The sequence below is a fragment of the Streptomyces sp. NPDC059169 genome, from assembly GCF_042755225.1.
Classification (GTDB): domain Bacteria; phylum Actinomycetota; class Actinomycetes; order Streptomycetales; family Streptomycetaceae; genus Streptomyces.
The window spans coordinates 25,882-50,024 of the sequence record NZ_JBHZCF010000027.1 but is presented as its reverse complement, the minus strand read 5'-3'; the positions used below and the strand labels follow the sequence as shown (position 1 = coordinate 50,024).

Sequence of the window (24,143 nt, the reverse complement as noted above, 5' to 3'; positions counted from 1 at the left end):
AGAAATGAGGACGAAGGGGGTACGGGGGTGGGTTAGCGGGGTCGGCTTCCGCTGCGGGCGGGAGGCGGGACCGGTACCTTGCGCGCGCTGCGGCCAGGAGCGCGGGACGATGCGGTCGTCTTCCAGGCGCCGGGGAACCAGACGGACGCGTACTGCTCGATGGCCTCGCGTAGTCCGCCTGTGTGGGCGCCTTCCCATGGCACCCAGTCGGGGCGGTCGCGGAACTCGTGGAACGTGCCGTACCCCGACTGCCTTGGACTGCGCCCCTGGGCCGCGTCGCGGTGGTCGAAGGTCTTGTGATCCTCGAACCGCAGTATCACGACGTCGAGTTCACCGCGGTCCTGGTGAATGGTGGCGAGACGCAGACCGTCGTACTCACCGGCACGGATCGTCCCGGCGAAGTCGATGCGCAGCCGTAGCGGGCTGCCGGGGACAGGGGTCGCGTAGTAGGCGTTGCCGACGACGGCTGCCTCGGTGAAGGGGAGCTTCAGGTGGTCCACGAAGAACTCGTCAGCAAATAGGGCCAAGCGGATGTCTCCGGTCGTAGGGCGAGGTGGCGCGGGTCAGCGGCGGGGTCCGGGGAGTGCCGGACGGCTGGTGGTGCTCCAGCGCGGAACGCTTTGGGAGGTGGTCAGGGCGGCCGGGCGACGTGCGGCGCGCTGGACGTCGAGCGGGGTCGGGCCCGGCGGGCGTGGGGGCACGACAGGCGTGAGTCGGGCCATGCCCTGGACGTAGCTGTACGTTTCCTCCCGCCATCGCGGCAGGGGTGCGGGATCGGATACGCACTCGGTGACGGCCTTGATCAGGACCACGGGGGTGTCGGTACTGGCGGTGGCGTACCAGGCGGGGCGGTCGATGGAGGTGCCGGCCCACAGCTGCCAGCGGGCGTCGTGGGTGGTCAGCTCGGCTTCCGGGTCGAGGCGTCCAGTGGTGAACTCCAGGCCGGCGAGCCCGTCGGGTGACTGGATCGCGAACGCGCCCCAGCGGGGGCGGTCGATCTGCCAGCCGCGGTTGATGAGCGGGACCACGGCGAGGAAGGGGTCGCGGTCCGCGCTGCCGGTGTCCGGTGCCGCGAGATAGGCGTCCGGGCCCTGCTCGTACGCCTCGGCGAGTGCGGTAGTGAACGCGGTAACGAACTCCGTCGGGCACGAGTCGTTGAAGCAGACGCCCCAGGTCGGCGGGCCGAAGGGGTCCTTGTAGGCGTTGATGCGCCACAGGCCGTCGTCCTCGCCTTCCGGGAGGAAGCCGAGGCGGACCTTGCGGTCGGGGGCGGTCAGGTAGGCGTTGCCGAGGTCGTCGTGTTCCAGGTCCCAGCCGAGATCGCGGAGCGGTGCGAGGCCGGGGTCGCCGATCGCGGTGGTGCCGGCGAGGTAGCGCGGGGAGACATAGACGTCCCCGTCGATGGTGCGAAGGTCGTCGTCAGGTGACATGGGAAGTCCGGTGGGCAGGAGGGGGCGGCGGCCGGTTCGACGCGGGTGACGAGACGGCCGAGGGCAGTGGCGGCGCGGGCGCGGGACGCTTCTGCGGTTCGGCCGGTGGTGATGAGGTAGCCGATCCGGGCGGTGAACATGTCGCCCCCGTCAGAGGGGAGGAGGAGGCGGTCGCCCGGGCGGCGCTGGAAGTGGACCCTGTCCAGCCACGGCGGGCGGGGGCCATCGAATCGCAGGGCGGTGAGAGTGCCTGAAGTCTCGGGGTAGATCAGCTGGATCGCGGCGGCCGAGGACCTGGTCGGGGTGAGGTCGGGGGCACAGTCGCATGCGAGATCGGCGGCGGCACGCGGCAGGTCGATGCCGGTGGCGAGGCGGACCAGGTGGCCGACCATGTCCCCCGCGAGACGGCCGTTGACCTCGATGAGCCGGGGACGGCCGTCGACGAGGCACATCTCGACGTGGCTGACGCCGTCGGTGATCCCGAGCGCGCGGATCGCGGCCCGCGCGACGGGAGCGACCACATTAAGAAGAGGGTCGGCAGCGTCGACCGAGTGCGCCAGCTCCTCGAAGTACGGCTCGCTGACCGTCTTGCGGGTTACGGCCACCACGGTGGTCTCGCCCCGGTGCGTGACGCACTCGACTGAGACCTCCGGGCCGTTGAGGTACTCCTCGACAAGCACCTGCATGCTCTCGACACCCTGGCAGGCGGCTCGAGCGGCGACATCGTACGCAGCGGTGAGCTGGGCGGGGGTGTCGACGCGGATCACGCCGATGCTGGCGGCGTTCGCGGCGGGTTTCAGGACGACCGGGTATCCGATCCGCTCGGCCGCGAGCTGCGCCTCCTCGCGGGTTCGCAAGCTGACCGACGTGGCCGACGGGACACCGTGGCGGGCGAACAGGGTCCGCGCGGTGGCCTTGTTACGGCATGCCTGCATCACCTCGGGCGCGGTGGTGGGCAGACCGAGCTGGCGTGCGAGGCGGGCGACGGGGGCGAGGTACCACTCGGTCCACGTGAACACCCCGGCCAGGTCGTAACGCTCGGCCAGGGTCCGGCCGGCGGCGGCCAGTGCCGCCTGGTCGGTGGGATCGGTCACGACCACGCAGTCCCTGATGAACGGCACTTCCCACGAGGGCTCCTCGCCGGTGATCAGGACAACGTCGTAGGCGGCGGCCACGCTTTCCAGGCAGTAGCCGCGATACGCCTCGGCTTCCATGTCGGCCGCGGCCACGACCAGGACGACGGGTCGGTCGGACAAGAACGTGCTCCTTGAAGAATCAGTGGTGGAAGGCTTCTGCGGGTTCGCGATCAGGTGCTGCGCCGACGGCGGACCTCGATCGCGGGAGCCCACTGCGGGTGCTCGGCGAGCAGCCGTCTCGCGTACAGGGCCGTGTAGTTGTTGTTGAGGCCCTTCACGCCGTGCGGGTGGCGCCAGCGCAGGGTCTCGAGCAACGCCTTCATCCCGACTCTTTTCGCGCCGGCGGCGAGGCGCTGGGCAACGAGCTGCTCCAGGGCTCGGTACACCCATGGGTGTTGGGCGTCGAAGGCGTGGAACTGCTCAGTGATCGAAGGCCGTACGTCCCGGTGCGGGAGGTCAAGTCCGGGCAGTCCGTCCTGTGTCGTGGTCGCGGGCATGAGCGTCGAAGGCTCCTCTCGTAACGGGAAGGTCAAAGGGGCGATGCGGGCAGGGCGGGGAGTGTGCGCAGCCGCGCGAAGGCGGCTGCGAGGCCGAGTGCCTGGAGGACGGCGGCGATGGTGATGAGGTGCCCGAGATCGGCGGGTGGCACGGCCGCGACGAGCAGTCCGGCGGCGGGGAACGGCAGCAGGAGCAGCAGGATCGTCAGGCTGAGGGTGCTGCCGAATACCTCGGGCGGGATCAGGTGGGAGCGCAGGGTACGCAGGACAACGGTCAGCCCGCCTTCGCCAGCCATCAGGACGGCGATCAGCAGCAGGTAGCCGCGGTAGGTATCGGCCTGGGCGACGGCGAGCGTCGCGCAGGCCGCGACCGAGGCGGCCACTGCGCCGACCGGCCACAGGCCCCAGCGGTCGATCGCACGGCGGGCGGCGGTGATGGCGAGCAGGGAGGCGGTGGCGGCTGCGGACCAGACGAGTCCCGCGTCCGCGCTGGAGTGCCCCAGTTCGGTGACCACGATGACCGGCATGGCGGCCTGCAGGAGGCCGATCGCGCAGTTGGAGACGACCAGGCCCCCCACCAGCCAGGCGAGAGCCGGCAGCGACCGCAGCGTGGCCCAGCCCTTGCGAAGCCCGCCTGTATCCGCAACGACCGCCCCCCTCGGGGCGTGCCGTGATCGGGGAGCGAGCGCGGCACCGAGGAGGGAGAAGCCTGCCAGCGTTCCGAGCATCCCCGCCGGCCCGCACCACTCCAGGAGGAGACCTGCGGCGAGGGGGCCGGCGAGGGTTGCGGTCTGGTCGATGCCGAGCAGGACGGACTGCACGCGGTGCGCGCCGGCGCCGGCCTTCCTGCTCGCTTCGCCGCCGGCGGTCTCGGCAGCGACGTAGCTGAACTCGGTGAGCACACCGGTGGACGCGGCGAGCAGCATGACGGTGACCGTCGCAGTGAGCGTCTGCGCCTCCAGCGCGGCCAGGGCGCCGGCGGCGATGAGCACGACCAGGGCTCGGGCGAGGCACGCGGCGCGGAACACTCGGGTCGTGCCGTAGCGGTCGACCATGGTTCCGGCCACGGTGAACGCGCCGATGCGCGGGAACCACTCCAGAGCGAACGCCAGCCCGGTCAGCGCCGCGGACCCTGTAGTGGCCAGGACGAGCAGGGGGATGCCGTACGTGGTCATCGCGAACGCGGCGCCATCCGCTGTACGGGGGAGGTAGACGGCGCGCAGCAGACTGCTGGCAGGGCGGCGCGCGTACCGCGGTCCGATACGTGTCGTCACGCGGCAAGCTCGCCCTCGGCGATCTCGACCGCCTGCGGATTGGCGTCCAGCCATTGGGCCAGCGCATTCCACGGCTGGACGAGTTCCGCAGCGGCCTTTGCAGTCGACAGCCTGCCCGCTGCCGCGAGGTGCGAAGGGGCTTGTGCTGCGGCGAGGGCGGCGAAGACCTGCGGTTCGGCCAGCAGTGCGAGGGTGTGCCGGATCCGGCCGGTGAAGTCACCGGACCGCGCCGGATACTCGTGCCGCCGGGCCCAGCGGGCGGTCGCGTCGTAGACGTCAGCCAGGTCCGCGCCGGACTCGGTAAGTCCGAGACTGGCCCCGCGGCGGGCGTGGACGAGGCCGAGGGCGTGGGCCTGCTCGGTGGCGTGCCGGATCTGGTGCGGCGTGAGATCCGAAAGGGTGCGCGCCAGCCCCCTTGACGGGATGGAGCCGTTGTCGTCTATCTCAGAGATCAGGCGGATCAGGGCCGCGGAGGACAGCGCCGTACAGACAGGCTGGAGCTGCTCGGGGGACAGCGAGGTGGTCATCGGCGCACACCTCCGGCCCGAAGCGCGACCTGCGGGCGGGCCGGGGTGGCGTGGGAGAACAGGTCGCGGTTGTGCCAGGTGGGGCGGGTCGCCCCGGCCGGTGCCGGCACCACGGTTGGGGCCGGCAGGCGCGACTGGGCGCTGACCCAGGTCTGCGGAGCAGTGGGCGTGTCGCCGTCCGCTTGTCCCCAGATCGGGTGCCGGGAGGCGTGTGCGAGAGGCCGCCCAGCAGCCCACGCGGACAGCGAGGCGAACACGGCGTCCAGAGCGTTGCCGGACTCCGACAGACGGTAGGGCCGGCCGGGGGCGGTCACCACCAGGGCGTCGGCGGTGAGCTGGCGCAGGGGCGGATAGATGTTGGTCCACAGGCCGCCGGGCATGACGATGCTGGCCAGGGCCCGCGCGCTGGTCTCGTCACGGGACTTGAGCGCCCACAGGATCGCGGGGGCGTGCCGGCGGGTGAGCAGGGTGAGGCTGTCTTCGACGTGTTCGATCGCGGACAGCGGTGTGTCCGGCTCCTCCAGAAACTCCTTGCCCCAGGCGGCGATGACGGGCAGCACCGGCAGCAACGCGGTCCCACGTGCGGTGAGGCCGTAGGTGACGTGCCGCACGGAGTGTTCGGTGCGCTCGACGAGACCGTCCTCGCACAGCGAACGGAGCTTGGGATGCAGCTGGCCGCTGTGAAGCCACGACAGCTTGTTCGCGATCTCCGTGTAGCGCAGGGGACGGACGCTGAGCGCCAGCAGTACCTGCACGTTCCATCGCGGGGTGATCATGCCGAGGACTTCGGTGACCCGAGAAACGTCGGCATCGACAGCCGGGGGCAGACCGGTGGTGGCCAAAGGGGAAACTCCTGGGTGAAGAGAGGGCGCTGCCCGAGAAGGGTCAGCGGCTCGGCGCAGTGCTGGCGTGCGGCACGGGGCGCGCGGGCAGGGCGGGTACGGAGGCGGCCGGCGACTTGGGCGCGGATGTGCGGCCGAGGCTTTTCAGGACCGCGGTGACGGTCTTGGCCTGGGCGTCGCGGACGGCTACGGCTTCGGCAAGCCGGCGAGTGCAATCGAGGAGGTGGGATACCTCGTGGGGGCCGATGCTGCGGTCGGGGTGGGCGAGCCGCAGGAGCCGGTCTCGGTGGAAGGAGATGCTCTGCTCGGCGAAGGCCAGGTCGTTGTGGCTGGCGATGAGGGCGGCGAGCATGCCGGGCGGCTGGTCCTGGGCGTGGGCTTCGAGGCCGCCGAGCGGGGCGCCGTACAGGTCCTCGATCCGCGCGGCGATCTCAGCGGACGTGGGGTGGGTCAATCGGCAGGGCTTTCAGGGTCGGCGGCTGCGGGCCGCCCCGGCACGCGCGGGTGCCGGGGCGGCGGAGGAAGGAGGCAGGGCGGTGACCGTCCGCTGGACGAAGCGGACTGGCCGGGCCCGTGCCTGGAGCGGCGGCATGGTGCGCAGCAGGTCGTCGAGGGCGGCGCGGTAGCCGTCGCGGGCCTCCAGCGCCGCCGCCAGCCACTGCGTGTCCATCCGCAGCTCGTCCGCGGACAGCTCGTCCATGTCGCGCTCGGGTGCCATCGCCTCGTGCACGCGGTCGCGGATCCGGGCGACTTGTTCCTCGGCCAAGGCCAGAAACGAGCGCAGTCCGAGAGCGCGGGGCATCGCTACGGGGGCGTCCGGGCACGCGGCCATCTCGTACAGCTCGGCGACCGGGGCGCCGAAGACCTGCTGGAGCCGGCCATCCTGAGTGCAGGGCTGGTCGCGGACGCTCACCGCAGGACTCCTCGGCCTGTTGCCTGCGCCGTCGCGGGCCGGGCTGGCGGGCTGGTGGACACGGCCGGGCCCTGGCGGGCCCCGCGGCGGAGACGGGCCAGACGCTCGGCGGCGAGGTCCTGCTTGCCGGGCGCGTCAGGGTCGAGGAGCCAGCGCACGACCATGGCCGCCCATCCCGTGCGGTCACGGCTGCGTTGACGTGGTGGGCAAGGGCCATGGTGGGGTCGTCGACCTCGCCGGGCTGCGTCTCCAACGCGGCCAGGAGAGCGTCCTCCGCCCGGTCGAGCGCTGCCTGGGACTCGACCAGAAGGCCGTGCCACTTGACGACGTCGGTGGCGTCAGGGCTGGCAGCGGGTGCCGCAGCGACTGCGGCCTTCAACTGGTCCATGCCCATCCCGAAGCGGGCTTCAATCTGTTCGGTCAGCACGCCCACGACATTCTCTGTGCCGTCGGGTATGTCGTCGGACAAGGAGAACTCCTCTCCGAAAGGGGCACAGCGGCCCGGTTGTTCACGGGGGTGGGATACGGCGAAGGAGCGATTACTACGCCACGGGCGGTTTGCCCAGAACGCCGGTCAGCTGAGGCACATTCGGACGTCGCGGTAGACGTAGGTGCCAGAGACCCAGCCCTTCACGCCGGTGGTCTTGTCCGTGATGTAGAGCCAGTTCCCGCTCTTCTTGTGAACGGTGAACTTGTGGCTGCGATAGAGCACTCCCAGCGCGGTGGACTTCGTGGTGGCCTTGGACCGGATGGTCACGGCCTTGGCGTGGACCTCGTACGGCAGCGGCGGGAGAGACGAGCAACTGCTGGCGGGAGCCGCGGTTACGGCGGTGGCCACGGGGGCGGCGCTCGCGGTGGTGGCAGACAGCACCGGGAGAGCGAGTGCTCCGAGCATCGCCGCGGAGATGGCAATTCGGGTGGAACGCATGCGGAAGAAACCTCCGTAAAGGCACAGGGATTGCGTGGATGGCGCCGCGGGGTCGTCCCGGCGGCTGTATAAGAGTCCGGAGAAACGCCGGTTTGGCTAACCGGCGATCGTCGGCTATGTTTCGCCGCGCCCGCCGTCCTTGGCGCTTAGCGCGATCGGCCGGGCGGGCGCGGAGCAGGAGCCTTCGGCTGGGCAGTTGGGCGGGTGAATGCGGCTGCCGGGCGGACCGGCGGGAGGGGGCCAGCCGTGCCGGTGAGCCGGTCGTCGCACCACTGCAGGGCCTCGTCGACCGTGTCGAAGCCGCCCTCGCGCAGGGTGTGGGTCCACGCGTCGGTGTCGACCTCCTCGACAAGGACGCGGAACGGGCTGGGAGCTCGCTCGTCCAGGGCGCGCAGCACCACGATGGTGAACATGTCGTCCGGGTCGTCGCGGGTGTAGGAGTCGCCCATGGCGTAGTGGTCTCCGTCGCTTGCGAGACGGTGCTCCAGTGCGCGCGTCGCCTCGTCCGCCGACGGCGGCCCAAACTCGGGGTTGAGGCCGATGACCTCGTGCGGGCAGCCACGGTGGATGAGCCAGGACTGCGCCATCGAAGGCAGCGGCAGCCGCTCCCCCTCGAAGGCGAACGTCCCGTTCTCCCGGTCCCGTTGGAGATGCACGGCCATCAGCTGCGGCACACCGGGGACCCCCCAGGTGACAGAGCCGTCGAACAGCACGTAGTAGCTGTGCACGCCGTCGGCGGAGTGGTGCTCGGCGAGAGGGATGAGCATGTCCCGGCTGACGGCGACCTGGCGGTAGAAGTCGAGGTAAACCTCTTCGTCAGCGTCGAGGTCGTCCAGGTCGAAATCGACTTCGGGGATGGACTTCCGGCCAGACGCCGGTTCCGTGGAGGACAACAAATGCCTTTCGGTGGAGTTCAGCGCCGCTGCACTGGGGCGGACGGCCATACGCCGGGTCGAGCCGGAGGCTTCGGCACCTGGGTGGTGGTGGGTGGCCGGCGGGCGGCGAACAGCGTGGCGCGGCCGGCGTCGGTCAGAGCGACCGGCTGACCGGCGTGCACGGGGTGGCTGGTGTCCCGGGAGACCAGGCCGGCGTCTTCCAGCGGCTGCAGCTCGGCATAGGGGATGCGGGTGCCGGACGCAGTGGTCACCGACATCCGGCTGGTTAGGAGATGCTCGTAGAGCTTGGCTCCGCCGGCGATGGCGAGCAGCAGCGCCTGAGTGGCAGCCGAGATCGGTCCACTCTTGGCCACCGGTGACGTGCTGGCGGCGGCCTCGATCGGCTCCAGGGCCGCGATCACGCGGGCCGCGGCGGCCTCGCGCACGGCAGCGGTCTCCTCCAGCTGGTCCACCGTGCGGTCGATGCGCTCGAACAGGGCGGCATCGACGGGGAACTCGCCGCTGCTGAGCCGGTGAAGAAGGGTGCGGTAGAAGGTCACGCCGGTCTCGGCCGTGACCAGCTCGCGATGCCGGTCGACCAGGCGGGCATGGGGCTCGTCGAGGACGCCGCGGTCGCGGTGGGCCCACAGGGTGTCGACGTCGTGGCCGGTCACGGCCTCGACACGGTGGTCGAGCGGGGAGACCGTACGCCGGGCTCCTCCCGGCGCGGGATCAGGGGGCATAGGCACGTACTCCTTGGGTCAGCGGACGTGATGGTGCGCGGCGCCGAGGGCAGGGCGGGGCAGCCCCGGCATCGCTGAGGGCAGCGGTCCCGGCTTCGGGGCGGGCTGGCGCGTCGTGAGCTGCGGCGAGCGGGAGCGGGCAGCGTGAGTCCGGGCGCTGAGCGGCCGGCGCGTCATCCCCAGCCGTTGCCCGACGGTGTCGTACACGTCGTTGCGGGCCCTCGGCCGTACGGCAACGACGTGGATCTCGTTGCCATGAGCGGACGTCGGCGGCGCCGGACGCAGGGCGTACACGACCCTCCACTCCTTGCGGGAATCGACGACGAGCTTGCGGTAGCCCGACAGGTCACCGGTCAGCTTCGTACCGAACAGTTCGGCGTTCACCACGTCCTGCAGCTGGGCGAGGGCGAGGTCGCGGATGTCGCCGGGGGCCTGGAGGAGGTCGGTCAGGGCCCGTGGGTCGAAGCTGAGGCCGAAGGCCGGCTGCTGCCCGGTGTTCATGACGTCGGCTCTCCTGGCTCCCCGGAACCAGAGGTGTCTCTCTCAGCGGTGTTCGTCTTCTCAGCGCGTGCCGACGGCGGCGGGCCGGGCAGGATCCGGTGCGCGGGACGCTCCGGGGACGTCATGCACGCCGACAGCGGGCCGCCGGGTGCGCGGATCGCCGCGATGGCGTGAGTGAGGAAGTCCCGGTGCCACACGAACAAGCCAGACAGCCCCGCTTCGGGGTCCTTGTGCTGCTGGTAGGCGAGCCACAGCGCGTGCAGCCACGCGACGACGTCGTCGTGCTCCTGCCACTGCAGGCACCAGGGCGCGGCCGTGGTGACCTCGGCCCCGTAGACCGGCAGGAGGAAGTCGTCGACCCAGTCACTCAGCGAGTCGATCTCGTCCTCGTACTCCTCGCCCTCCAGCTCCAGGATCGGGCGCGGCTCGGGCGGAGTCACCGGGGCCGGCCCGCTCAGTCCCGGCATGCCGAACGCGGCGAACGGTGAATGACCTGGGGGCGGCGCGGAGGCGAGGTGGTCGAGCTGCTGGGCCTGCTGAGCGGACTGCTCCATCAGCCGCCGGACACTGGCCTCGATCCCTTCGAGGTGGGGGTCGGGAACACGAACCGGCTCCAACTGCCCCTCATCATCGGGTTCTACGGGTTCAGGCATGGAAAGGCAGTCCTCCTATGAGCCATGGGAGATAGGGGTGAAGCGCAATCACCGGTGCGGACCGGCCTTCCGGCTTTCCGGATATCCACGGAAGGATCGGGGCTCCGGACAAAGAAATCCCGAATGCCCGCTGCAAACCGGGGTTGAGACGTCAGACGGTCAGGCCGACGTCGTCCTGGCTGAGGGTCTGGCGGACGGTGTCGGTGAGCCGGTCGGCCGCGATGGAGGCGTAGTGCTCGGTCTTCTCCACGCCGACGAAGTCACGGCCTTCGAGCATGGCCGCGACTCCGGTGGAGCCGGAGCCGGCGCAGAAGTCGAGCACCGTGCCGCCCGCCGGGGCGATCTTGACCAGCTCGCGCATTACCTCCACCGGCTTCTGCGTGATGTGCTGACGCTTCGCGCCCGAAGGCTGAGAGGCGCTGTACAGACCCGGCAGGTAGACCGGGTTCCGGGAGGCGTCGATCGGCCCATTGGACGCCCAGACGATGAACTCACAGTTCTGCGTGAAGCGGCCCTTCTGGGGCCTGGCCTGCGGCTTGTGCCATGCCAGCACCCCACGCCACAGCCAGCCGGCCGCCTGGATCGCGTCCGTCGTGACGGGCAGCTGACGCCAGTCGGTGAACAGCAGCGCCGTCCCCCCGACCTTCGTCAGCCGATGGGCCTCGGTCATGATCTGCGTGAGCCAGAACCCGTACGAGCGCTGGTCCATGTTCTCGCCGGTGAAGTCGGCAAGGCCGTGGCCGGCGTCGGCGGAGGTGTACTTCTGCTTCGCGCTGCGCGAGGTGCGTTCCTTCGCCGTCCTCCCGCCGCTGTTGTACGGCGGGTCGGTGATCACGGAATCGACGCAGTCGCCCGGAAGGCCGGCAAGGACGCTGAGCGCGTCGCCCTGGTGCATGGAAAAAGGCAAAGAGAGACCCCGATTCGGGTGTGAAGGTCCAGGAAGAAGACCCCGTCGCACAAGGAAAGCCTCGCGGGCCGGAATTGGGCATGTAGGAGCCCAGGGGCCACAGACCGAGGAAGGGCGAGGGGAGTCCCAAAACTGTAGAGGCCAATGCGCCGCCGACCAAGAAGTGCCGTGCCGAGGTGTCGGTTTCCGACCCCTCACGCCGACTTTTTGGTCGGCCGCCAATCCGGCCCTACTGTTTTGGAACTGCCCGGCGGCCACCGCCGCTGGCCGAATCCCACCCTGCCTAGCGGAGGTTTCCCCCTGCCCCGGCACACCTAGGTCACCCCGGCACGCGGACCGAGCGGCAACTCGCCCGCACGCCGGCACACCTCGTTCGCCCACCCCGGCCGCCGCACCCTTCCACCACACGCGCACGCGGCAGGCCGGACACTGCATCCCCAAGGACATGTCTATGACGCCTCGTTACCCGCTCCAGCCCGTAAACGGTGACCTGCGAGCAGGCCGTACCGGTTGAAGGCGCTCGCCGCCGGCATCGGCGTCGTCTTCCTCTCCCCCCTCCTCCTCGGCGGCGCGGCCATCATGATGGCCTCCTCCAGCGAAGCCGCCACCGGTAGCAGCGCCACCTTCCAGTGCCTGCCCGACCTCGACACCGGCAAGGTCACCGAACAGGTCACCAAGGTCCTCGACGGCACGGACGCATCCAAAGTCCGCGTCGAGGGCCTGGACCTGCCCGGCGAGCAGATCCCCCACGCCCAGACCATCGTCGCCACCGGCATCAGCCTTGATGTTCCCAAACGCGGGCAGATCGTCGCCCTCGCCACCGCCATGCAGGAGTCCCGGCTGCGCAACCTCTCCTACGGAGACCGCGACTCCCTGGGCTTGTTCCAGCAACGCCCGTCGCAGGGCTGGGGCACCGCCGACCAGATCCGAGACCCCGTCTACGCCAGCGAGCGCTTCTACAAGGAGCTCATGAAGGTCAAGGGGTGGCAGCAGATGACCGTCACCCAGGCCGCCCAGGCCGTGCAGAAGTCCGGCTACCCGGACGCGTACGCACAGTGGGAGCCGCTCGCGACCGCGCTGCAGAAGGCCATCGCCGCGACCTTCCCCGGCGCCGGCGGCAAAGACAAGCCCGCCAAGGGCACCGACCCATCTCCCGCCCCCTCCGGGTGCGGCGAGGACGGCTCGTCGTTCGGGAAGATCCCCGAGGGCGCCGTCCCGAAGGGCTACGAGATCCCCAAAGGCACCGACCCGCGGGCCCGTAAGGCGATCGTCTGGGCGATGCACCAGCTCGGCACGATGTACCAGTGGGGCGGCACCTGCACCGCCCCGCATGGGCCCGACCCGATGGGCCGCTGCGACTGCAGCTCACTGATGCAGCAGGCATACGCCAAGGCCGGCATCAAGCTCACCCGCACGACGTACACGCAGGTCAACGAGGGCAAGGCCGTCTCCCAGAAGGCACTGCAGCCCGGTGACCTGATCTTCAGCCGCGGCACCGCCGCGCGCCCCGAGCACGTCGGCATGTATCTGGGCGAGGGACTCGTCATCGAGGCCCCGCGCACCGGCAAGCCGGTGCGGATCACGCCGATCAAGGACTGGACCGTCCTGAGCGCTCGCCGCGTCCTCTGACGCCGCCCCGCAGCCGTTCTGCGGCTGGCCTTCTCGCGCCCCTCGCGTACTCCCCTCTCTCCTCTTCTGCCCTCTCGCGCGTGCCCTTTGGCCCGCGCATGCAAGGAGCCCTCCATACCCATGCCACCGCTCGCCGACCGGATCGTCTATCTCGCCTTCGACCCCGGCATCACCCCCAAGGGAGGCGGCCTGCCGGGCCTCGCCGTTCTCAAGAACGTCGTCAGCTCGATCAACATGTTCGGCATCATCGCCGTCGTCGGCGCACTCGCCGTCTCCCTCGGTGTCTGGGCGTGGGGCCACCACACCGGTGGCCACCAGGCCGAGGCGAACGGGAAGAAGGGTGCCGTCGTCGCCGCAGGCGCGGCCCTCGGCCTCGGCGCCGCCAACGGAATCGTGGCCTTCTTCTCCGCCCTGGGCTCCCAGGTCCAGTGATGAAGAAACGATTCTCACTGTCCGGATACGGCGTGGGCTGGTCATCCACCCGCCGCACCCTCCTGATCGCCGTCGTCCTCGTGGTCCTGCTCGCCGTCGCCGGTGCGACCGCCTACTTCACCGGCCGCGGTGAACAACACCGCGCACCCTCCAGCACCCCGGCCCCGGCCTCGACGAGCAGCTCGCCGACCCCGGACGACGTGCAACAGCCCGCCAAGGTTGGTTCGGTCCCCGCACCTCCGCGGATCTCCGACCCCCTCGCGTACTCGAAGGAAGCCGCGGCGATGCTCTGGTCCTACGACACCCGGAACACCAACCACGCCCAGCAGCTCGCCGGCATGGAGGCGTGGATGACCAAGGAGTCGCAGTACAGCGACTGGGCCTCGGTCTCCGCGCAGATGCCCGACCCGGTCCTGTGGTCGCGGATGGCGGACCAGAAGCAGCACGCCACCGCCACCGTCACGGGGGCGCACTACCCGGCGGCGTTCAAGCAGGCCCTGGCCGAAGACCCTTCCGCGATCACCGAGGCGTACATCTACGCCGTCACCGTCACCGGCAAGCAGACCATCGCCTGGTCCAAGGGCGGCGGAGGAGCGGAGGACCGCTCCATCACCCTCGCCGTGCAGTGCCGGCCCTCGTCCGACTGCTCGCTCGTCGCCATCGCCCCGCGCGTCGCGCCCTGACCGTAAGGAGGTAGCTCCCCCATGGGATTCTGCGACCTTCCCCTCGCGGACAAGGTCTGCGCGGTCGGCGAGGCAGTGGACTTCGCATCCGACCCCGGCAAGGCCATCGGTGACTGGATGGCGAAGTCCGCCGGCGAGCTGGCCGCGGCCTCCGCCGACCTCGCCGCCAAGGCGGTCGACGCCACCACCCGCGTCGACCTGAACGCGACATGGTTCCGCGACAACTACGAAACGATTCTCCCCATCGGCCTGATCGTGCTCGTGGCCACGTTCTGCGCCCAGCTCATCCGGGCCGCGATCAGACGCGACGGGCAGGCACTGACGCAGGCATTCACCGGGACGGCGTCCGGCGTGATCTTCGCGTTTGCCGCCATCGCCCTGACCACCGTCGCGATCGAAGTGATCGACGCCCTGTCCGCCGGACTCCTCAAAGCCTCCAACCTCTCGATCGAAAGCGCGGTGCGCCGGATCGTCAAGGTCGGCCAACTCGGCGCCCTCACAGGTCTCGGCTGGCTCGTGACGGTCTTCGCCGCACTCGGCGCCGCGATCGGCGCGTTCCTGTACTGGTGCGTGATGATGGTCCGCAAGGTCGGCATCCTCGTCATGGTCACCCTCGCCGTGTTCGCCGGCGCGGGAGGCGGCTGGGAAGCCGCACGCCGCTGGCGCAAGGGCTGGATCGAAGCAACCGCCACCCTCGTGGTCAGCAAGCTGCTGATGACGATCGTCTTCGTGCTCGGCATCGCCGCGATGGGCAAGACCGAGAGCAAGGACGGGCTCGCCGCGCTCGCCGACGTCATGGCGGGCATCGTCATCATGGTCTTGATCTTGCTGTGCCCCTACGCCACCTTCAAGTTCGTCCACTGGGCGGCTGAAGGATCCGACGGCGAGTCCCTCCACCGTGCCGGCGGCGCGGGTGCGCAGCTCGCGAAGCAGCACGCGGAGAAGGCGACCCGAAAGGCCGCCGCGATGGCGGCCACCGCCGGAACCGGAGGTGCCGCCGCCGGAGCCGGTGCTGGAGCGGGGGCCGCTCCCCAGGGACCGGACTCCATTCCTGGTGGCGGGTTCCCCGGTGACATCGCCCCCAACTCGACCGGCGGAAGCGGTGGCCAGGACAGCGGGCAAGGCGAAGGATCCGGCGTCTCGCCTGGTGGCGATGCCGTCAAGTCCGGTCTGGAGAAGGCCGTGCAGCCCCCGCCGACCAGCGTCTCCGACGACACCAGCGGCCAGGTCGGCGGCACCCCGGGCACGGGCGGCTCCGGACCGGCGAGTTCCGGAGCGGGCGCTGCGGCCGGGCAGGCAGGCGGATGGCAGTCCGCGCCGGCGACCACGACCCCGCCTCCGCAGGGCGCCCCGCCCACGTCCACCCCGGCGGCCGGGAGCAGCGGCACGGCCTCCCCGCCGCCTGCGCCGACCGGCACCTGATCGGCCCTTCCCACACCCCCTGGGCGGGAGGCCCCCCCGCCTCCCGCCCTCGGGGCCCCGTCCCGCGTCCCCAGGAACCAATCCTTATGTCTGACCTCTCCGTCGCCCCGGTCACGGTGAAGTTCCCCCACCGCTCCCGCCGCGGCATCCTCCTCGGCCTCTCCCTGCCGCAGCTCGTGCTCGTGTCCGCGGCCTTGGCGCTGCTGCTGGCGACCGTGGTCTCCGCCGGGCTGCTCGGCGCCATCGCGCTCGCCCCGCTGTGGGCGGCGGTCGCCGCGCTTGTCGCGATCCGCCGGCACGGCCGGTCACTGATCGACTGGGCTCCGATCGTCACCCGCTACGCCCACCGCCGCCGCACCGGGCAGACCCTCTGGCTCGCCCGACCGGTCACCCGGCCCCGGCAGGACGGCATCCTTCACCTGCCCGGCACCGCCGCCTCCCTGAAGGTCGTCACCCCCGGGGACTCCGCCAACGGCGCCGCCGCCGTTCACGACCCGCACCGGCACACCCTGACCGCCATCGCCCGGGTGAGCAGCCGCGCGTTCGCGCTGCTCGACCCTGCCACGCAGAACCACAACGTGAACGGGTGGGGGCGCGCTCTGGCGGGCATCGCCCGCACCGGACACGTCGCCACCGTGCAGGTCCTGGAGCGCACCGTCCCCGACTCCGGCGACACCCTCGCCCGGCACTGGGCCCAGCACGGACAGCCCGAGGCTCCGGTCGCCGGGCAGGTCTACTCCGAACTGGTCGCCTCCGCCGGACCCGCCGCCGCCCCGCACGAGACCTACCTCGCCATCTCCCTCGACCTGAAGGCCGCCAAGCGTCTGATCTCCCAGGCCGGCGGAGGGCTGCCGGGCGCGTTCACCGTCATGGAGCAGACCACCGCCTCCATCGCCCAGGCCGCCCGCAACGCCGGTCTGATGGTCACCGGGTGGCTGAGCGCCCGGGAGATCGCCGCCGTGATCCGCACCGCCTACGACCCGGGGGCGCTCGCCGCGCTCCAGCAGTGGTCCGACACCGGCCGTGCCGAAGCCGACCCGGCAGCCGCGGGGCCAGTCGTCCAGTTCGAGGAGTACGACCGGCTCGCCACCGACACCGCCCGCCACGCCACCTACTGGGTGGAGAACTGGCCTCGCACGGAAATGGGAGCCGGATTCCTGCACGGGCTGATGTTCACCGCCGGAGTCCGCCGCAGCCTGTCCCTTGTCTACGTGCCGCAGGGACTCGAGTCCGCGCTGCGCGACGTCCAGCGCAAGAAGGCGGCGATCATCGCCGACGCCAGCGAACGCGCCCGCCGCGGACAGGTCGACAGCGAGGAAGACTCCGTCGAGTACGCCGACGTCAAAACCCGCGAACGGCAGCTCATCGCCGGCCACGCCGACGTCGCCCTGACCGGCCTGGTCACCGTCACCGCCGACACCGACGCCCTCCTCGACGCCGCCTGCGCACAGATCGAAACCGCCGCCGTCACCGCCGGAGTCGACCTGCGCCGCCTCAACTACCAGCAGCCCGACGCCTTCACCCTCACCGCGCTACCCCTCGCCCGCACCGCCCTGTGATCCCTGTCCCCGGCGGCAGGAAGGAACCTAGCCCTTTGACCTCTCTTCCACGCGCCGACGACGCGCACCCCTATCTCCGCGCCGCGACCGCCGGAGTGCACCACCACACCCTCGCCCTCAACCGGTCGGCGCCACGCGGGCCGGCGGACCGAGTCCACCTCGACGTGCTCCACGCCCACCTCACCGCCCTGCACCAGCTCCTCGACCAGCTCGCCGAGACCACGCGCCCCGCACATCCCACCGCGGGCCGGCACCTCGCCACAGCGAACACGCGGCTGTGGCAGGCCACCGCCGAAGTCCACACCGCCTTCCACCTCATCCCCGCCGCTTCAGCGAACGCCACCGATTGCCGACCCGAGCGACTTCCGGAAGGACCGCCGGTCCTCACGATCTGCCAGCGCCACCTCTCCGCCGGACACACCATCCGCCGCAAGACCACCCCCACCGACCTCCGTTCGCACACCACGACGTGCGTCCGATGAGCACCATCCGCCGAAACGAGGGCCCCCGATGAGCCACCGGCCCGCCCGCCGCGCCCGCCGTGCCACCGCCAGCCCCCTGTTCACCCCGCACGGCACCGACCGGGCCAGCCGCAAGGCTGCCCGCCGCCAGCTCGCCGAAGCCGCCGCCAAGGCACGCGCCGAAGCAACAGCCCACCACGCAGAAGCCGCACCGGCGGAACGTGAAACTCCCGCACCCCTCTACCCGCCGAACGGACGCCCCGGACCTGCATCCGCACGCGGGAACCGCCTGAAACTGCCGGCCCACCGCATGACCACCGCCATCGCAGCCGGCGCGTACCCCTTCCTCGCCGAAGGAGGACTCGGCGCCGAAGGCATCTACATCGGCCGCGACGTCCACGCCGAAGCATCCTTCGTCTTCGACCCGTTCGCCCTGTACGGCAAAGTCGAAGGCTTCACCAACCCCAATGTGCTGCTCGCTGGCGTGATCGGCCAGGGCAAGTCCGCGCTCGCCAAGAGCTTCGCGCTCCGGTCGGTCGCCTTCGGCTACCGCATCTACGTACCCTGCGACCCCAAGGGCGAATGGACACCCGTCGCCCACGCCCTGGGCGGTACATCCGTCGCCCTCGGCCCCGGACTGCCCGGCCGCCTCAACCCGCTGGACGCCGCGCCCCGGCCGGAGAGCATCACCGAGGCGGACTGGGTCGGCGAGATCCGCAAGCGCCGGCTCCTCCTGCTCGGCTCGCTGGCCCGCACCGTCCTCGGCCGGGACCTGCTGCCCATGGAGCACACCGCCCTCGACGTCGCCCTCGACGCCGTGGTCACCAACGCTGCCGCCGCCGGCCGCACCCCGCTCCTCGGCGACGTCGCCGCCGCCCTGAACAACCCCGACCAGCTCGAAGAAGCCGCCGGGATGATGTCCGGACGGCTCGGCGACGCGGCCCGCGACCTCGCCCACGCCATGCGCCGCCTCGTCCACGGCGACCTCGCCGGCATGTTCGGCGCCCCCTCCACCGTGCGCTTCGACCCGCATGCGCCGATGCTCACCATCGACCTGTCCCGGCTCGGCGGATCCGGCGACGACACCGCCCTCGTCCTCGCCATGACCTGCGCCTCCGCTTGGATGGAATCCGCACTCACCGACCCCCGCGGCGGCCGGCGATGGATCGTCTACGACGAGGCATGGCGCCTGATGCGTCACGTCGGCCTGCTCCAGCGCATGCAGGCCCAGTGGAAGCTGAGCCGCGGCCTCGGCATCGCCAACCTCATGGTCATCCACCGGCTGTCCGACCTGCTCACCGCAGGCGACGCCGGATCACAGGGCCGCGCCCTCGCCGAGGGCCTCCTCGCCGACTGCTCCACCCGCATCATCTACCGGCAGGAAACCGACCAGCTCCACGCCGCCGCCTCCCTGCTCGGCCTGACCTCCGTCGAATCCGAAGCCATCGCCCACCTCAACCGCGGGCGCGGCCTCTGGAAGGTCGCCGGAAGATCATTCATTGTTCAACATCTTTTGCATGGGCACGAGCTGGCGCTGTTCGACACCGACGCCCGCATGCACTGACGGCGCCCGGGCGCCCGGAGAACCACACCCAGCAGGTACTACGCCTTCCCCGACGGAGATCATCATCGAATCCCACCCCACGAACTCCCTCATCCCGCCGCTCGACGAGGACGACCTGGCTGTCCTCATGCACGACATCCAGGAGAACGGACTTCTCCAGCCCATCGTTCTGGACCGCTCAGGCCGGATCCTCGACGGTCGCGGCAGGCTCGCGGTCTGTGAACGTCTGTACATCGAGCCGGCCTTCATCACATACGACGGCGCCGGGGCCGACATCTACAGCCTGTCCGTCAACCTCAAACGCCGCAGCTTCACCAAGGGCCAGTCCGCGATGATCACGGTCAAAGCCCGGGCGACCATGGGGTACGAAGCCTGTCCCGAGAAGGGACATGAGGCTTGTCCCGATGGGGGACACGAAGCGCGTCCCGAAAAGGGACACACGGTCAGGGACATTGAGGAGCAGCTCGGAGTCGCGCGCGCCGTAATCGGAAGGGCGAATGTCGTGTGGCAGCACGCACCTGAACTCGTCGATTCTGTGATCAGCGGCGCCGTCGGGCTGGACCGCGCCTACGAAACCGCCAGGCAGAAGAAGGCGCTGACCGACTCGGCGGAAGCCCAGCTGGCCAGACTCCGCAACGAGGATCCGGCCCTCGCCGCCCGCGTGGTGGAGGGTGAGCTGACTCTGCAAGGTGCCTGGGCAGAGCGCAAGGCACGGCAAGAGGAAGAGACGCGACAGCGACGGGTTGCCACGCAGCTCCTGTGCGAAGTTCTGCCGTCCCTCGCGCAAGTCCGCGGCAGCAAGACATTCGCCCTCTACGACGCGGAGTTCGCTCCTCCAGGACGCGCCGTGACCCGGGAGGTCATCGCACACGCGGCGACGGCACTGCAGGAGATCGCGTCGGTATGGAAGGAGCGTGACCTTCCCTGAAGAACCCTTTCGACCCGGCACTCCGAAAGCTCGCTCTCGAAGTAGCCCTGCAGGTCACCACAGACGTCGGTCGCATACACACATCAGAATTCCAGGAAGCTCTGGCCAAACGCCTGTGCCAGGACCAGGAACTGAGCGATGCAGCCTTCCACAAAGCTTCCCAAGCCGTCGCGCGCGACTTCGGCGAACGCCGCAGTCCCCGGCGCCACCGCAGGACCGGCGGGCTGTACCACCCGCACAGCGTCCTCCGGCTCGGCCAGGGCATCTGGGTGTGGATGAAGGACGCCACCCCCACCGACACAACCCAGTGGGCCCGCATCTCCTCCCGGAACACCGCCCAGGTCATCGCGGCAGAGGCGGAAAAGCAGCAGTACGCCCTCGACCGCACAGACGCCTTCCGTGCGAACCCCTCCTGCGAGCGGCTCTCCCAGCTCGAAGAGACCGTCTTCCACTACCGGCAGGGAACCCTGGACGATCTCGCCTTCGATGAGCCGTAACCCGTCGGCAGGTCCCTGGTCGCGAACGCCTCCCATATGCGGCCCTGACCAGCGGAGAGCACTGGCCCAGCAGCGCCATGGACCACCTGGTCAGCAACGGACCATCGACCTGAAACCGCTCGCCACGAGCAACCAGATCGGACCTCTCCTTGCCGTACCCAGATCCCGAACAGCATGACGCCTCACCCAGCACACTTCACCGCTATGCCCGTCGCGACGCCGAGCCCTTCCTGGCCGCGCACCCGTTCCCGCACGAGCCGCTACCGCTCCCCGATCTGACTCCATACCTCACCGCACTCGCCGAGGCCGAGACGCCCGCCGAGGTCAGCGCCGTCACCCACCGGCTCGTCGACGCCACCGCGCCCCTGCTCGACCACATCGCCGGCCACTTCGTGGCCGTAGCCCTCTGGGCCGGCCACGAGCACCGTCACACGCCACAGGCAGTGCGCCTCCTGCGCGACGCCGCCCACGGTGTCCGGTCGGCCTCGACGCAAGTCGCCCAGGCCGACCTGGAGAATCTGCTGGCCCACTACGCCCCGCCCGCAGGGAGCCCAGGCGAAGAACAGCCCGCCCGGCCGGCCGCAGCACGCCCCTCGCCCTTGGGCCCTTCGGCCGCCTCCAGCCCGCCGCGCTCCCGCCGCTAGAAGCGCACCCGCCCCTTCATCGCCTTGGGAGCACATGCTCACACCCCGCACGGATCTCTCCGCGTTCGCCACCGCCCTGGCAGACCGGCTGCCCGGCCAATGGAACAGCGAGTACGTCCGACACAACTCCTACGACGAGCAGTTCGGCACCGGCGAGAGACTCTGGGACGTCGGCCACGTCGATTACATCGTCAGCCAGTACGTCCTCGGTCACCACGCCGTCCTGCACGACCAGGATGGACGACAGCTCTACGTCACCGACCGGCCCTTGTACCGGCACCAGTTCGTCGTGGCACCGCTCGAGCCCGATAAGCCCGGCATCAAGCCCCACCACTTCTCCGGCGTCAAGGAACCAAACGGCATCGCCGTCCCCGACCAGCCGGCACAGGCATCCGCCCAGGTCACCCTTCGCCTGCTGCCCCGCTACCAGCAGGCCCTGGACACCGTGCTGCGCAACGCCGCCGGCCAGCCCGAACCCCCGCTCCGGCCCGGACCGCCGCAGATGGCCGACGTCGTCACCCTGACCTGGTACGAGGACGGCGCACTCGGCACTCCGTACAAGAGCGTCCCCGCGGACGCCCGTACGACGCTGTACGCCCTCGGGTTCCAGTACCACCCGCACCAGGCCGCGTTCCTGCTGCCCGCCGCGTACGGCGAGGACGGCCGCGCGCTCCGCCTGCGGGCACTGGTGCACCACCTCGCCCAGAAGGGCATCGGCGTGAACCTCCGCCACACCACCACACCGACCACCACGCCCCCGCGCCTCCCCGTTCCCTCGCCGACCAGCGCCGCTGCCGCCGCGCGCCACCGGTAAACCGACACCGGACCGGAGCCCCGACACCGGCCCCGCCACCCCCTTCCCCTTTTCCACAGCACAAGGAGCACCCATCCCCCACGCTCGCCATCGCCGCACCCTGCCCTTGATCACCGCGGCTCTCGCTGTCGCCCTGGCCGCGACCGCCTGCACCAACGCCGACAGCAACCCCTCAGCCAAGAAGACGGCCCCCAGCGCCAGCGTCGCGCCGACGCCCGCCCCCGCACTCACCCCTGCGCAGGCACGCGACGCCATCACCCACTACTCGACGACCAACAACCTCGCGCACGCCGAGAAGGACCGCGCGCTCCTCGACACCGTCGAGGGCGGCCCCCGGTACGCGATGTCCCTGGCCGACCTCAAGCAGGACGAAGCCCTGCCGAACGCCGACCAAAAGCCGTACCGGCCCTGGTCGTACGACCTCTCGGCCACCGACCTCTACATCCCGCGCCTGAAGGACGGACAGCAGCGGTGGTTCGCCGCCGTCACCCGTGCCGACAGCCAGCAGCAGTACGCCCGCGTGCTGATACTGGCCGAGAATACGAAGTCGAAGCAGTGGGAGATGGTGGCCGCCGTCGACCTCGACGATCCGAAGCAACTCCCGGAAATCGTGCTCGACAAGGACGGGTACGCCACCGCGGTCGACGCCTCCTCGAAGTACCTGGCCGCACCAGTGGGCGTGCTGCGCTCGGCCGTGACCGACAACTTCGCCACCGGCGGCGAGACGACGGGGAAGAAGGTCTTCAACCCGTCGGAAGCCGCCCAGCGTCAGATCAAGGTCCACGACGAGACGACCCGGAAGTTCGGTCCCCGCGGCACCACACGGTTTGCCGCCGCCGATCCTGAGTTCACCGACGCGTACGCGCTGAAGACGACCACGGGCGCGCTCGTCGTCTTCTCCCACACCCACACCCAGCACGACGCGGTCACCGCCCCGGGCCTGGGGATCGTTCCGGAGAAGCACGACCGGGCCTGGCTCGGCACCAGCCCCAGCCCCGCCTTCACCTACACGTTCACCTGCTCGGACATCGCAGCAGTCCCGAGCGTGCCCCAGCCGTCCAGCCTCCTGGGCTACGGCTGCCGCCGCACCGACGCCGAGGCCGTCGGCCCCAGCACCTCCGTCTAGAAGGTCCCGTGCCCCAGAACCCCGACTTCGAGTTGTACGACAACGTGGGCCGCGACGCCGAACAGATCGCCGCCGCCCGCTACGGCATCGCCACCCGCGGTGATCTGCTCCGCTGGGCCAGACGGGACGCCGAGCCGTTCCTGGCCAAGCACCCGCTGCCGGACGAGCCGCTGCCGAGCCCTGACCTGACCCCGTATCTCGCCGCACTCGCCGCCGCGCAGACCCCGGCCGAGGTCAGCGCCGTCACCCAGCGCCTTCTGGACGCCGCCGACCCCATCCTGCGTGCCGTGAGCGAATACCTCTTGGCCGCCGCCCGGTGGCGCGGCCAGCACCGGGGTGCGGAGAAGGGTTCGCCGCCCAAGCTGCTGATGGAAGCGGCCAGCCGCAGCCTGTCCGTGACAGCCATCGCGGACCAGGCCGACCTGACGATCCTGCGCGCCGCATACGACCCCGCGCCAGCACCCAAGCCGCCGCCGCCGGGCCGGCCTGAGACAGCGCCAGGGCTTCCTCCGGCTCCGCCGCCTGCCTCGCCCGCCGGCCCGACACCCGGCCGGTAGTCCCGAAGCCTTCTGGAGGCCCCTTCTGTCGACTTCTTCCTTCATCGCCCGCCCCACCGACACCGGCTACACCGGTATCTACGTCCATTTCGACGGCCAGCCGAGCGAGAAGCTGCCCATGCTGCTCGCCGCCCACCAGTATCGGTTCGGCCATGACGTCGAGGCGATGGCGCGGCATCTCGTGGATGGCGTCGCCGTCGGCTGGGATGAGCTGGGCACCGATCTCCTCGACGGCACCCCGCCCCAGATCGTGGCTGCCCTGACCGGCGGAGAGCACTGGCCCAGCAGCACCCTGGACCACCTGGTCAGCCCCGACGGCTCACCGCCGGTCCGCATGACGGTCACCGAGAAGACCGCAGCCGATCAGAACCTGCACTGGGGCTATGTTCTGCGCCCCCACGGGATCGAAGTGATCAGCGTGCTCCACGCCGAGGCCGGACCCGTCGTCGCCTGGAACACCGACCCTCGCCTCGGATTCAGCAACCACCCGGCTCACTGGCCCGCCCCCTCGAAGGCACCCGTCACCACTCCCGCCCCGGCCGCTGGGCCCAAGACCACTCCCACGTCGAGCCCCTCCCGTTCAACATCTCGCCGCTGACCC

The 24,143-nt window shown here is 70.6% G+C and carries 29 protein-coding genes and 2 pseudogenes; 14 read left to right on the top strand and 17 right to left on the bottom strand.

Annotated elements, in window-relative coordinates:
* Positions 1–32: 32 nt before the first annotated feature.
* From ACFXOM_RS33980 to ACFXOM_RS33905, 16 genes and pseudogenes are all read right to left on the bottom strand, one after another.
* Positions 33–527, bottom strand: coding sequence for a hypothetical protein (locus ACFXOM_RS33980; RefSeq protein WP_385041247.1), 495 nt, complete (start codon positions 525–527; stop codon positions 33–35).
* A gap of 36 nt (positions 528–563) precedes the next feature.
* Positions 564–1,430 carry a DUF317 domain-containing protein gene (locus tag ACFXOM_RS33975; protein WP_385041245.1) on the bottom strand — a complete coding sequence of 289 codons (867 nt, stop codon included), beginning with the start codon at positions 1,428–1,430 and terminating at the stop codon, positions 564–566.
* 23 nt (positions 1,431–1,453) lie between these two features.
* A pseudogene (locus ACFXOM_RS33970) lies at positions 1,454–2,644 on the bottom strand (ATP-grasp domain-containing protein); the annotation flags it as partial.
* A 92-nt stretch (positions 2,645–2,736) separates the two neighbouring features.
* Entirely contained in the window at positions 2,737–3,063 is a 327-nt protein-coding gene (locus tag ACFXOM_RS33965; protein ID WP_385041243.1) for a hypothetical protein, read from the bottom strand.
* A 32-nt stretch (positions 3,064–3,095) separates the two neighbouring features.
* Positions 3,096–4,337, bottom strand: a complete 1,242-nt coding sequence (locus ACFXOM_RS33960) for an MFS transporter (RefSeq protein WP_385041240.1) — start codon at positions 4,335–4,337, stop codon at positions 3,096–3,098.
* Complete coding sequence (locus ACFXOM_RS33955) at positions 4,334–4,864, bottom strand: hypothetical protein (RefSeq protein WP_385041237.1); 531 nt, start codon at positions 4,862–4,864, stop codon at positions 4,334–4,336. Before ACFXOM_RS33955 ends, ACFXOM_RS33960 begins: the two co-directional genes overlap by 4 nt.
* Positions 4,861–5,706: a winged helix-turn-helix transcriptional regulator gene (locus tag ACFXOM_RS33950; RefSeq protein WP_385041234.1), complete on the bottom strand. Its 846-nt coding sequence runs from the start codon at positions 5,704–5,706 to the stop codon at positions 4,861–4,863. The genes ACFXOM_RS33955 and ACFXOM_RS33950 overlap by 4 nt, the downstream gene beginning before the upstream one ends.
* Positions 5,707–5,749: 43 nt before the next feature.
* Positions 5,750–6,160 carry a hypothetical protein gene (locus ACFXOM_RS33945; protein WP_385041231.1) on the bottom strand — a complete coding sequence of 137 codons (411 nt, stop codon included), beginning with the start codon at positions 6,158–6,160 and terminating at the stop codon, positions 5,750–5,752.
* A 12-nt stretch (positions 6,161–6,172) separates the two neighbouring features.
* Positions 6,173–6,619, bottom strand: coding sequence for a hypothetical protein (locus ACFXOM_RS33940; protein WP_385041228.1), 447 nt, complete (start codon positions 6,617–6,619; stop codon positions 6,173–6,175).
* Positions 6,616–7,088, bottom strand: a pseudogene (locus ACFXOM_RS33935) (hypothetical protein). The gene ACFXOM_RS33940 and the pseudogene ACFXOM_RS33935 overlap by 4 nt, the downstream one beginning before the upstream one ends.
* A 105-nt stretch (positions 7,089–7,193) precedes the next feature.
* Entirely contained in the window at positions 7,194–7,514 is a 321-nt protein-coding gene (locus tag ACFXOM_RS33930) for an SH3 domain-containing protein (protein WP_385041322.1), read from the bottom strand.
* Between the two features lie 179 nt (positions 7,515–7,693).
* Entirely contained in the window at positions 7,694–8,491 is a 798-nt protein-coding gene (locus ACFXOM_RS33925; protein ID WP_385041225.1) for a hypothetical protein, read from the bottom strand.
* Entirely contained in the window at positions 8,461–9,165 is a 705-nt protein-coding gene (locus tag ACFXOM_RS33920; RefSeq protein ID WP_385041222.1) for a hypothetical protein, read from the bottom strand. The genes ACFXOM_RS33925 and ACFXOM_RS33920 overlap by 31 nt, the downstream gene beginning before the upstream one ends.
* A gap of 18 nt (positions 9,166–9,183) precedes the next feature.
* Positions 9,184–9,666, bottom strand: coding sequence for a hypothetical protein (locus ACFXOM_RS33915; protein WP_385041219.1), 483 nt, complete (start codon positions 9,664–9,666; stop codon positions 9,184–9,186).
* Complete coding sequence (locus ACFXOM_RS33910) at positions 9,663–10,220, bottom strand: DUF4913 domain-containing protein (protein WP_385041319.1); 558 nt, start codon at positions 10,218–10,220, stop codon at positions 9,663–9,665. The genes ACFXOM_RS33915 and ACFXOM_RS33910 overlap by 4 nt, the downstream gene beginning before the upstream one ends.
* 250 nt (positions 10,221–10,470) lie before the next feature.
* Positions 10,471–11,226 (bottom strand): DNA-methyltransferase, encoded by a 756-nt coding sequence (locus ACFXOM_RS33905; protein ID WP_385041216.1) that lies wholly within the window; start codon positions 11,224–11,226, stop codon positions 10,471–10,473.
* 510 nt (positions 11,227–11,736) lie between these two features.
* On the opposite strand from ACFXOM_RS33905, the gene ACFXOM_RS33900 reads away from it, so the two are divergent.
* The 8 genes from ACFXOM_RS33900 to ACFXOM_RS33865 all read left to right on the top strand — a co-directional run bounded on the left by ACFXOM_RS33900 (position 11,737) and on the right by ACFXOM_RS33865 (position 19,904).
* A complete protein-coding gene (locus ACFXOM_RS33900; protein ID WP_385041213.1) occupies positions 11,737–12,855 on the top strand; it encodes a C40 family peptidase in 1,119 nt (372 codons plus the stop codon).
* A gap of 120 nt (positions 12,856–12,975) precedes the next feature.
* Positions 12,976–13,287, top strand: coding sequence for a DUF6112 family protein (locus ACFXOM_RS33895; RefSeq protein WP_385041210.1), 312 nt, complete (start codon positions 12,976–12,978; stop codon positions 13,285–13,287).
* Positions 13,287–13,970 (top strand): hypothetical protein, encoded by a 684-nt coding sequence (locus ACFXOM_RS33890; RefSeq protein ID WP_385041208.1) that lies wholly within the window; start codon positions 13,287–13,289, stop codon positions 13,968–13,970. Before ACFXOM_RS33895 ends, ACFXOM_RS33890 begins: the two co-directional genes overlap by 1 nt.
* Before the next feature lie 21 nt (positions 13,971–13,991).
* Positions 13,992–15,392 (top strand): ATP-binding protein, encoded by a 1,401-nt coding sequence (locus ACFXOM_RS33885; protein WP_385041205.1) that lies wholly within the window; start codon positions 13,992–13,994, stop codon positions 15,390–15,392.
* A gap of 86 nt (positions 15,393–15,478) precedes the next feature.
* Positions 15,479–16,951, top strand: coding sequence for an SCO6880 family protein (locus ACFXOM_RS33880; protein ID WP_385041202.1), 1,473 nt, complete (start codon positions 15,479–15,481; stop codon positions 16,949–16,951).
* A gap of 35 nt (positions 16,952–16,986) precedes the next feature.
* Positions 16,987–17,433 (top strand): DUF6238 family protein, encoded by a 447-nt coding sequence (locus ACFXOM_RS33875; protein WP_385041199.1) that lies wholly within the window; start codon positions 16,987–16,989, stop codon positions 17,431–17,433.
* Between the two features lie 28 nt (positions 17,434–17,461).
* Positions 17,462–18,976: a VirB4 family type IV secretion system protein gene (locus tag ACFXOM_RS33870; RefSeq protein WP_385041196.1), complete on the top strand. Its 1,515-nt coding sequence runs from the start codon at positions 17,462–17,464 to the stop codon at positions 18,974–18,976.
* Positions 18,930–19,904, top strand: coding sequence for a ParB N-terminal domain-containing protein (locus ACFXOM_RS33865; protein ID WP_385041193.1), 975 nt, complete (start codon positions 18,930–18,932; stop codon positions 19,902–19,904). The genes ACFXOM_RS33870 and ACFXOM_RS33865 overlap by 47 nt, the downstream gene beginning before the upstream one ends.
* Before the next feature lie 83 nt (positions 19,905–19,987).
* On the opposite strand, the gene ACFXOM_RS33860 is transcribed toward ACFXOM_RS33865, so the two are convergent.
* Positions 19,988–20,137 (bottom strand): hypothetical protein, encoded by a 150-nt coding sequence (locus ACFXOM_RS33860; RefSeq protein WP_385041190.1) that lies wholly within the window; start codon positions 20,135–20,137, stop codon positions 19,988–19,990.
* A gap of 42 nt (positions 20,138–20,179) precedes the next feature.
* On the opposite strand from ACFXOM_RS33860, the gene ACFXOM_RS33855 reads away from it, so the two are divergent.
* From ACFXOM_RS33855 to ACFXOM_RS33830, 6 genes are all read left to right on the top strand, one after another.
* Entirely contained in the window at positions 20,180–20,401 is a 222-nt protein-coding gene (locus ACFXOM_RS33855) for a hypothetical protein (RefSeq protein WP_385041187.1), read from the top strand.
* A gap of 149 nt (positions 20,402–20,550) precedes the next feature.
* Positions 20,551–21,045, top strand: coding sequence for a hypothetical protein (locus ACFXOM_RS33850; protein WP_385041185.1), 495 nt, complete (start codon positions 20,551–20,553; stop codon positions 21,043–21,045).
* 34 nt (positions 21,046–21,079) lie between these two features.
* On the top strand, positions 21,080–21,859 hold the full coding sequence (locus ACFXOM_RS33845; RefSeq protein WP_385041183.1) for a hypothetical protein: 780 nt from the start codon (positions 21,080–21,082) through the stop codon (positions 21,857–21,859).
* A gap of 106 nt (positions 21,860–21,965) precedes the next feature.
* On the top strand, positions 21,966–22,985 hold the full coding sequence (locus ACFXOM_RS33840; protein WP_385041180.1) for a hypothetical protein: 1,020 nt from the start codon (positions 21,966–21,968) through the stop codon (positions 22,983–22,985).
* Positions 22,986–22,993: 8 nt separating this feature from the next.
* Positions 22,994–23,542, top strand: a complete 549-nt coding sequence (locus ACFXOM_RS33835; protein ID WP_385041177.1) for a hypothetical protein — start codon at positions 22,994–22,996, stop codon at positions 23,540–23,542.
* A 118-nt stretch (positions 23,543–23,660) separates the two neighbouring features.
* On the top strand, positions 23,661–24,140 hold the full coding sequence (locus ACFXOM_RS33830) for a hypothetical protein (protein ID WP_385041174.1): 480 nt from the start codon (positions 23,661–23,663) through the stop codon (positions 24,138–24,140).
* The last annotated feature ends 3 nt before the right edge of the window (positions 24,141–24,143 follow it).

Excerpts from the sequence above, each read along its gene's own strand:
- ACFXOM_RS33975 (WP_385041245.1), bottom strand. The coding sequence starts at position 1,430 with ATGTCACCTGACGACGACCTTCGCACCATCGACGGGGACGTCTATGTC.
- ACFXOM_RS33965 (WP_385041243.1), bottom strand. The coding sequence starts at position 3,063 with ATGCCCGCGACCACGACACAGGACGGACTGCCCGGACTTGACCTCCCG.
- ACFXOM_RS33955 (WP_385041237.1), bottom strand. The coding sequence starts at position 4,864 with ATGACCACCTCGCTGTCCCCCGAGCAGCTCCAGCCTGTCTGTACGGCG.
- ACFXOM_RS33930 (WP_385041322.1), bottom strand. The coding sequence starts at position 7,514 with ATGCTCGGAGCACTCGCTCTCCCGGTGCTGTCTGCCACCACCGCGAGC.
- ACFXOM_RS33925 (WP_385041225.1), bottom strand. The coding sequence starts at position 8,491 with ATGGCCGTCCGCCCCAGTGCAGCGGCGCTGAACTCCACCGAAAGGCAT.
- ACFXOM_RS33920 (WP_385041222.1), bottom strand. The coding sequence starts at position 9,165 with ATGCCCCCTGATCCCGCGCCGGGAGGAGCCCGGCGTACGGTCTCCCCG.
- ACFXOM_RS33915 (WP_385041219.1), bottom strand. The coding sequence starts at position 9,666 with ATGAACACCGGGCAGCAGCCGGCCTTCGGCCTCAGCTTCGACCCACGG.
- ACFXOM_RS33910 (WP_385041319.1), bottom strand. The coding sequence starts at position 10,220 with ATGGAGCAGTCCGCTCAGCAGGCCCAGCAGCTCGACCACCTCGCCTCC.
- ACFXOM_RS33895 (WP_385041210.1), top strand. The coding sequence starts at position 12,976 with ATGCCACCGCTCGCCGACCGGATCGTCTATCTCGCCTTCGACCCCGGC.
- ACFXOM_RS33890 (WP_385041208.1), top strand. The coding sequence starts at position 13,287 with ATGAAGAAACGATTCTCACTGTCCGGATACGGCGTGGGCTGGTCATCC.
- ACFXOM_RS33885 (WP_385041205.1), top strand. The coding sequence starts at position 13,992 with ATGGGATTCTGCGACCTTCCCCTCGCGGACAAGGTCTGCGCGGTCGGC.
- ACFXOM_RS33880 (WP_385041202.1), top strand. The coding sequence starts at position 15,479 with ATGTCTGACCTCTCCGTCGCCCCGGTCACGGTGAAGTTCCCCCACCGC.
- ACFXOM_RS33870 (WP_385041196.1), top strand. The coding sequence starts at position 17,462 with ATGAGCCACCGGCCCGCCCGCCGCGCCCGCCGTGCCACCGCCAGCCCC.
- ACFXOM_RS33865 (WP_385041193.1), top strand. The coding sequence starts at position 18,930 with ATGGGCACGAGCTGGCGCTGTTCGACACCGACGCCCGCATGCACTGAC.
- ACFXOM_RS33855 (WP_385041187.1), top strand. The coding sequence starts at position 20,180 with ATGAAGGACGCCACCCCCACCGACACAACCCAGTGGGCCCGCATCTCC.
- ACFXOM_RS33845 (WP_385041183.1), top strand. The coding sequence starts at position 21,080 with ATGCTCACACCCCGCACGGATCTCTCCGCGTTCGCCACCGCCCTGGCA.
- ACFXOM_RS33830 (WP_385041174.1), top strand. The coding sequence starts at position 23,661 with ATGCTGCTCGCCGCCCACCAGTATCGGTTCGGCCATGACGTCGAGGCG.